Source organism: Mycobacterium sp. (genome assembly GCF_049585075.1).
GTDB lineage: Bacteria > Actinomycetota > Actinomycetes > Mycobacteriales > Mycobacteriaceae > Mycobacterium.
Map to the genome: position 1 here is coordinate 1 of NZ_JBAUZA010000547.1, position 4,895 is coordinate 4,895.

Annotated in this window: 4 protein-coding genes and 1 pseudogene; 2 read left to right on the top strand and 3 right to left on the bottom strand. The window is 67.3% G+C overall.

The window, feature by feature from the left end; genetic code table 11:
- Positions 1-799 (bottom strand): Mur ligase family protein (locus tag WB785_RS24935; RefSeq protein ID WP_424082808.1); only part of this gene is annotated, 799 nt, incomplete at its 3' end.
- A 72-nt stretch (positions 800-871) separates the two neighbouring features.
- Between WB785_RS24935 and WB785_RS24940 the strand changes: the two genes are divergently transcribed.
- Positions 872-1,861: a DEDDh family exonuclease gene (locus tag WB785_RS24940; RefSeq protein ID WP_424082810.1), complete on the top strand. Its 990-nt coding sequence runs from the start codon at positions 872-874 to the stop codon at positions 1,859-1,861.
- A 4-nt stretch (positions 1,862-1,865) separates the two neighbouring features.
- Here WB785_RS24940 and leuA read toward each other — a convergent pair whose 3' ends face one another.
- Both leuA and WB785_RS24950 read right to left on the bottom strand, forming a co-directional pair.
- Positions 1,866-3,686 carry a 2-isopropylmalate synthase gene (leuA, locus tag WB785_RS24945; RefSeq protein ID WP_424082812.1) on the bottom strand — a complete coding sequence of 607 codons (1,821 nt, stop codon included), beginning with the start codon at positions 3,684-3,686 and terminating at the stop codon, positions 1,866-1,868.
- Positions 3,687-3,862: 176 nt separating this feature from the next.
- Positions 3,863-4,255 carry a hypothetical protein gene (locus WB785_RS24950; protein WP_424082814.1) on the bottom strand — a complete coding sequence of 131 codons (393 nt, stop codon included), beginning with the start codon at positions 4,253-4,255 and terminating at the stop codon, positions 3,863-3,865.
- Positions 4,256-4,409: 154 nt separating this feature from the next.
- On the opposite strand from WB785_RS24950, the pseudogene WB785_RS24955 reads away from it, so the two are divergent.
- A pseudogene (locus tag WB785_RS24955) lies at positions 4,410-4,895 on the top strand (aspartate kinase); the annotation flags it as partial.

A 4,895-nucleotide genomic window follows, 5' to 3' on the forward strand; every position in this document is an offset into this window, starting at 1 on the left:
CGCCCAGCGCGACTGCGGCCGCCACCGCCTGGGCGGCGTTGCCCCGATTTACCGCGCCCGGCAGCGCCAACTGCATCGGCAGCGCCAGCCCGTCGGGCCCGTAGAGCCGTTCGTCGTCGAACCACCAATGCGGGCTGGGTCGCTTGAAGTCGGCACCGGTGGAATACCAGTGGCCTCGATCGCGGACGATCACCTCGCCGCTGCGCGGGCAGCTGACCGAATCGGCGGCCCAGCTGCCACCCGCGGCCACCCACACCACGTTGTCGCTGTCGTAGGCGGCCGAGGTCATCAGCACGTCATCGCAGTTGGCGACGACGACTGCGTGGGGGTGGCTGGCCAGCCCCGCCCGCAGCCTGCGTTCGATCACATTGATCTCGCCGACCCGGTCCAGCTGGTCGCGGGACAGGTTGAGCATGACGATGACGGCGGGCTCGATGGCGTCGGCGACGTGCGGCACGTGCATCTCGTCGACCTCGAGGACCGCTAACGCGGCGTCGCGGTCGGCGGCGAGCGCCGCCACCAGCCCGGCGTCCATGTTGGCGCCCTCGGCGTTGGTGGCCACCGAGCCGCCCAGGGTGGCCAACGCAGCCGCGGTCATCCGGGTCGTCGTTGACTTTCCGTTGGTCCCGGTCACGACGACGCTGCGTCGATCGGTGCCCAGCTGACGCAGGATCGACCGGTCCAGCGTCATGGCCACCAAGCCGCCGATCATCGCGCCCGCCCCTCGACCGGTCACCCGTGAGGCCCATCGCGCGCCGGCTCCGGCGGTAAGCGCCAGGCGGCCGCGGGGGGTGATCACCGGGTGAGTTTAAGGGCGCGACACGGCGCGCAGCGACCCGGCGATGTCGGCTCGACGTGCCATCCTCCAGTTATGCAGACCGTTTGGGGTCGGCCGGCCACAGCGCCCGACGAGGGATGGGCCGTCATCGACGTCGAAACCTCCGGCTTCAGACCTGGTAGCGCCCGGGTCATCAGCCTCGCGGTGCTGGCCCTCGACGCCGACGGCCACGTCGAGCAATCGGTGGTCAGCCTGCTCAACCCGGGCGTCGATCCAGGCCCGACCCACGTGCACGGCCTGACCGCCGCGATGCTCGAGGACCAGCCGCAGTTCGCCGACATCGTCGGCGATGTGGCCGAGTTGCTGCGCGGTCGCACCCTGGTCGCGCACAACGTCGCGTTCGACTACGCCTTCCTCACCGCGGAGGCCGAGTTGGCCGAGGTCGAACTGCCGATCGACTCCGTCATGTGCACGCTGGAGTTGGCGCGACGGCTGGAACTGGGCATCGCCAACCTGCGGTTGGAAACCCTGGCCGCGCACTGGGGGGTGACCCAACGGCGCCCGCACGATGCCTTCGACGACGCCGTCGTGCTGACCAACGTGCTGGCGGCCGCGCTGGAGCGGGCCCGCGATCGCGGCGTCTGGCTACCGGTACGTCCGGTCATCCGCCGGCGTTGGCCAAGCGGCCGAATCACCCACGAGGAGCTGCGCCCGCTAAAGATGCTGGCATCCCGGATGCCATGCCCGTACCTGAACCCGGGCCCCTACGTGCGTGGCAGGCCGCTGGTGCAGGGCATGCGGGTTGCATTGGCCGCCGAGGTCCAGCGGACACACGAAGAGCTCGTCGAGCGGATCCTGCACGCGGGATTGGCGTACGCCGACGCCGTCGACCGGGAAACCTCGCTGGTGATCTGCAACGAATCCCGTCCCGCGCACGGCAAGGGCTACCAGGCCCGCGAGTTGGGCGTGCCCGTGGTTTCCGACGGGAAGTTCATGGATTGCGTGGGGACGGTGGCCACTGGCACGGGTGTCGAGGACTTCATCGACGCGGCGCGCGCGGGCGAGCAGTTCGCGCTGTTCTGAAGAATCAGTTCCGGACGGCCCGATTCACCGCCGATACGACGGCGCGCAGCGACGCGGTGGTGATCGACGGCGCGATCCCCACCCCCCACACGGTTTTGCCGGAGACCGAAGCCTCCACGTAGGCCGCCGCCTGAGCGTCATCGCCGGCGCTCATCGCGTGCTCGGAGTAATCCAGGACGGCCACGTCGAACCCGACGGTGCCCAGCGCGTCGACGAAGGCCGCGAGCGGCCCGTTGCCCGAACCGCTGATCTCGGTCTCCACCCCGTCGATCTTGACGGTGGCGGCGATCGTCGTCGCGCCGCCGTCCTCCTCGGATGCCTCGACCCGCTGCTTCATCCGCTCCAGCGGTCGCACCGGCGCCAAGTACTCCTCGGCAAAGGCATCCCACATCGCCTTGGGACTGACCTCGCCGCCTTCTCCCTCGCTGATCTTTTGGATCACCTGAGAGAACTCGATCTGCAGCCGTCTCGGCAGCGCCAGGCCGTGATCGGCCTTCATGATGTAGGCCACCCCGCCCTTGCCGGACTGCGAATTGACCCGGATCACCGCTTCGTAGGTGCGCCCGACGTCACGCGGATCGATCGGCAGATACGGCACCTGCCAGAGCATGTCGTCGACATCGGAATCGGCGGCATCCGCGTCGAGCTTCATCTGATCCAAGCCCTTGTTGATCGCGTCTTGGTGGCTGCCGGAGAACGCCGTATAGACCAGATCGCCGCCGTACGGGTGACGTTCGGGGACCGGCAACTGGTTGCAGTACTCGACCGTGCGGCGAATCTCGTCGATGTTGGAGAAGTCGATCTGCGGGTCGACACCGCGGGAGAACACGTTCAGGCCCAGCGTCACCAAGCAGACATTCCCCGTCCGCTCGCCATTGCCGAACAGGCAGCCCTCGATCCGGTCCGCACCGGCCTGGTAGCCCAATTCGGCTGCGGCGACAGCAGTTCCGCGGTCGTTGTGCGGGTGCAGACTCAGGATGACCGATTCCCGGTTGGCCAAGTTGCGACTCATCCACTCGATCGAGTCGGCGTAGACGTTCGGCGTGGCCATCTCCACCGTGGCGGGCAGGTTGAAGATGATCGGGTTATCCGGTGTGGGCGCGATGATCTCGCCGACTGCGTCGCAGACCTGCTTGGCATATTCGAGCTCAGTGCCCGTGTAGGACTCCGGCGAGTACTCGAAGCGCCACCGCGTGCCCGGATACTTCGCGGCCTCCTCCACGCACTTGCGCGCGCCGTTGGTCGCGATGGCCTGGACCGCGGCCCGGTCGGCGCGGAAAACGACCCGGCGCTGCAGGATCGACGTCGAGTTGTAGAAGTGCACGATGGCGCGGTGCGCTCCCTCGCACGCTTGGAATGTGCGTTCGATCAGCTCCGGACGGCACTGGGTCAGCACCTGGATGGTGACGTCGTCAGGCACCGCACCCTCGGTGATGATCTCGCGGACGAAGTCGAAGTCGGTCTGGCTGGCCGACGGAAACCCGACCTCGATCTCCTTGTAGCCCATGCGGACCAGCAGGTCGAACATGCGGCGCTTGCGGGCCGGGCTCATCGGGTCGATCAGCGCCTGGTTGCCGTCACGCAGGTCGACCGCACACCACAGCGGCGCGCGGATGGTCACTTTGTCGGGCCAGGTCCGGTCGGCCAGCGCGACGGGTTCGACTTCCTCAGCGAATGGCCGGTACCGGCCGATCGGCATCGATGACCCACGCTGGGTGTTCCACGCCGGTTGGCCCGCGTTGGGTTGGCCGACGGGTTTAGTGATGGTTCGAACGGATTTGAACGCGTCAGGAGAGTCGCCCGACGGTTGAGTGAAGCTAGTCACGGTTGTTGCTCCGGGGAATGAGAAGGGGGCGCCTAAGTGGCGGCGACCGGCGCATCGCGAACACCCGCGACGGGAAGCCGGCCTCGATCAGGCCCCGTCGCGGCGTCCGAGAAGGAGCACCCGCTGCACGTTGGCTACCTTACCGCGCCCGCGGGGTTGCCCAAAACCCCTGGCCGCTAGTCGCCGGCCGGGACGATCTTGACGGGGATGTCGGTGTTTTCGTCGGTGTGATAGCTGGCGCAGACCCGGTGATAACCGTCGGCAATCTGCAGCGCCACATCGCTGACCAGGTCCCCTCGGACCAGCAGGACCGGTGACAGCTGCTTGCCTTTCTTGATTTTTTCGAGATCGGAGTGCACATGCGGGTTGTCCGGTGGCAGCAGCGCCAGCCGTGACGCGCGCAGCAGATCCTTGGCCCTCTTGTACACGATCGGGGCCTTCTTCAGCTCCCCGACAATTTCGCTGACCTGCCCGGGCTTGGCGAGCAGTGCGAGGTAGTCCGCAGCTGCCGGATAGTCGTGTTCGTCTGGTTCGCTACCCCATAACACTTTGGCTGGCTCACTGGCCACCGCGACTGCTCATTTCTGACCCTTCCTCAGCCGATGCCTGCTGCTATGGATATCAAACACCGGCGGTAATCGTCGCTCGGTCAATCCACGTATTCTGTTTTCGACCCAAACCTCGCGACGCTGAGGGACTCCCCAGGGCCTGGAAAGGAACTAAGTGGCGCTCGTCGTGCAAAAGTACGGCGGATCTTCGGTGGCAGACGCCGGACGCATCCGCCGCGTCGCCGAACGCATCGTCGAGGCCAAAAAGCAGGGCAACGATGTCGTCGTGGTCGTTTCGGCGATGGGCGACACCACCGATAACCTTTTGGAACTGGCCCAGCAGGTGTGCCCGGCCCCGCCCGCCCGCGAACTGGACATGCTTCTGACCGCCGGTGAGCGCATCTCCAACGCGCTGGTGGCGATGGCCATCGAATCGCTCGGTGCGCAAGCCCGCTCGTTCACCGGCTCGCAAGCCGGCGTCATCACCACCGCGGCCCACGGCAAGGCCAAGATCATCGACGTCACCCCGACCCGGTTGCGGGCGGCGCTCGACGAGGGCCGGATCGTGCTGGTCGCCGGATTCCAAGGGGTCAGCCAGGACACCAGGGACGTCACCACGCTGGGCCGCGGGGGCTCGGACACCACCGCGGTGGCGCTGGCC

Bases quoted from the DNA above. Each gene is read 5' to 3' on its own strand.
- WB785_RS24940 (WP_424082810.1), top strand. From the start codon at position 872: ATGCAGACCGTTTGGGGTCGGCCGGCCACAGCGCCCGACGAGGGATGG.